The following is a 2821-nucleotide window of genomic DNA, read 5'->3' as shown; positions in this document are numbered from 1 at the left end:
CCGCCAATTTCAAAAGCGGAAACAATGAACAATTGCTTCAAGTCTTCTTTGACTGAATCAAGAAGTTCCTTCGTTTCATCATTGACATAGAGTGTTACTTTCGCTGTCAATGACTTACCGATGATCTTTTCATTCCTTGCTTCCTCAAGCGCCTTTAATACATTATCACGCAATTTGAGGAAGGCTTCCCATTTTGAAAGCAGTTCTTTGCTGTTCGGAAGTTCCCGGTATTCAGGCATATCCGTCAACTGAACACTTTCTTCCTGCTGGGAAGACATGTGGGACCATACTTCATCAGCTGTATGAGAAAGAATTGGAGACATCAATTTTGTCAATGCAAGCAGAGACTCATGAAGGACAGTCTGCATCGCGCGTCTTTCAAAATTGTCTTCAGCTTCAATGTAAAGCACATCTTTCGCAAAGTCCAGATAGAATGAGCTGAGGTCAAGCGTACAGAAGTTGTTTACACTTGTGTAGATGCTTGAGAACTCATAGTTCTCATATGCTGTAGTGACACTCTTGATCAAATCATTCAGTTTCACAAGCATGAATTGATCCACTTCTCTCAGGTTATCGTAAGAAATTGCATCTTTTTCAGGGTTGAAGTCTGCCAGGTTACCTAACAGGAAGCGGTATGTGTTTCTGATTTTACGATACACTTCAGAAACTTGCTTCAAGATGGCATCTGATAAGCGCACATCAGCCTGATAATCAACTGAAGCTACCCATAGGCGGAGGATATCGGCACCCATTTGTTTGATTACCTTGTCAGGTACGACAATGTTTCCGATGGATTTACTCATTTTACGGCCTTCACCGTCATTTACGAATCCATGGCTCAGAACTCCTTTGTAAGGAGCTTTCCCTGTTACGGCAACACCTGTAGTCAATGAAGAGTTAAACCATCCACGGTATTGGTCAGATCCTTCTAAATATAGATCAGCCGGTCTCTGCAGATCATCTCTCTGATGAAGGACAGATTGGTGAGAAGAACCAGAATCGAACCATACGTCCATAATATCCTGTTCTTTTGTGAATTCGCCGTTAGGGCTGCCTTCATGTGTGAAACCTTCAGGCAGGAGCTCCTTGGCATTCTTTTCAAACCAGATATTTGAACCGTGTTCACGGAAGAGTTCGGATACGTGTGCAATGGTTTCTTCAGTGATGATTTCCTCTCCGTTTTCAGCATAGAAAACAGGGATAGGAACACCCCATGCACGCTGCCTGGAAATACACCAGTCGCCTCTGTCACGAACCATGTTATAAAGCCTTGTTTCTCCCCATGCAGGTACCCATTTTGTATCTTTGACTGCCTGGAGCAGGTCTTCCCTGAATGCATCAATGGAAGCAAACCACTGAGGTGTGGCCCTGAAAATAACCGGCTTTTTCGTACGCCAGTCATGCGGGTAGGAGTGCGTGATGAACTCAAGCTTTAACAGCGCCCCTGCTTCCTGCAGTTTTTCAGTGATCGGCTTATTGGCCGCATCATAGAATAATCCTTCAAATCCTGGAGCTTCCTCTGTCATCACACCTTTGTCATTTACCGGACAAAGGATATCAAGGCCGTATTTCTTTCCGACAAGATAGTCATCCTCACCATGTCCGGGAGCAGTGTGTACACAGCCGGTACCGGAATCAGTTGTAACATGATCTCCAAGGATCACTAGTGATTCTCTGTCGTAAAGCGGATGCTGTGCTTTTACCTGCTCAAGCTCAGAACCTTTTACAGTCTTAACAACTGTCGGGTCGTTCCATTCAAGGACAGATGTGACCTCTTCCAGCAAGTCTTCAGCGACAACATATTTATTGCCTTCCACTTCTGCTACAACATAAGAAAGGTCAGCATGTACTGTAATCGCCAGGTTTGCCGGAATCGTCCATGGAGTAGTCGTCCAGATGATGATTTGAGTTCCTTCTTCAAGGACTCCATTCCCTTCTTTCACTTTAAAACCGACATAAATTGAAGGTGAACGTTTGTCTTGATATTCAATTTCGGCTTCAGCCAAAGCAGATTCACTGGACGGGCTCCAATATACAGGCTTCAAGCCTTTATAGATATAGCCTTTGTTTGCCATGTCACCAAACACTTTGATTTGTTCAGCTTCATATTCCGGCTTCATGGTGATATAAGGGTTATCCCAGTCACCACGTACCCCAATTTGTTTAAATTGAGTGCGCTGGCTGTCGATTTGGCCGTAAGCATACTCTTCGCAAAGCTTTCGGAATTCGGCAACCGTCATTTCTTTACGGTTTACCCCTTTTTTCGTCAGAGCCTGCTCGATTGGCAGGCCATGCGTATCCCATCCCGGTACATAAGGAGCATTGTAGCCGCTCATGGATTTATATCTTACGATGAAATCTTTCAGCACTTTGTTAAGAGCGTGCCCCATATGGAGATCGCCGTTTGCATATGGAGGTCCATCATGCAAAATAAATAACGGTCTGCCTTCTGTTCTTTCCTGAACCTTTTTATAGATGTCCATCTCATTCCACTTTTCTTGCATTTCAGGTTCACGCTTAGGCAGATTTCCACGCATCGGGAATTCTGTTTTCGGCATCAATAACGTGTCTTTATAATTCATTCCTTTTCCTCCTGTCTGGAAACTGTATCTGGATACTGATCCCAACTTTAAAATTACATCCTGACGACGCAAATCATCTGTTTATAAGAATTCTTTAACTGTTACAGGGTTATCGATTCTTTGGCCCTTAATACATTAGGCAAAAATAAACCAATAAAAAAAGCTTTCTCATCCCTGAAAAGGGACGAGAAAGCTAACCCGCGGTACCACCCTAATAGGCAAAAAAGCTTTTTGCCCAC

The 2821-nt window shown here is 43.7% G+C and carries 1 protein-coding gene; it reads right to left on the bottom strand.

What is annotated here, in order from left to right:
• Positions 1-2582 (bottom strand): isoleucine--tRNA ligase (gene ileS, locus BSG1_RS18880; protein WP_044023193.1); only part of this gene is annotated, 2582 nt, incomplete at its 3' end.
• Positions 2583-2821: the final 239 nt, after the last annotated feature.

This window comes from Bacillus sp. SG-1, assembly GCF_000181495.1.
GTDB lineage: Bacteria > Bacillota > Bacilli > Bacillales > Bacillaceae_B > Rossellomorea.
The sequence above is the reverse complement of the archived record's forward strand: the minus strand, read 5'-3'. Positions and strand labels throughout refer to the sequence as shown.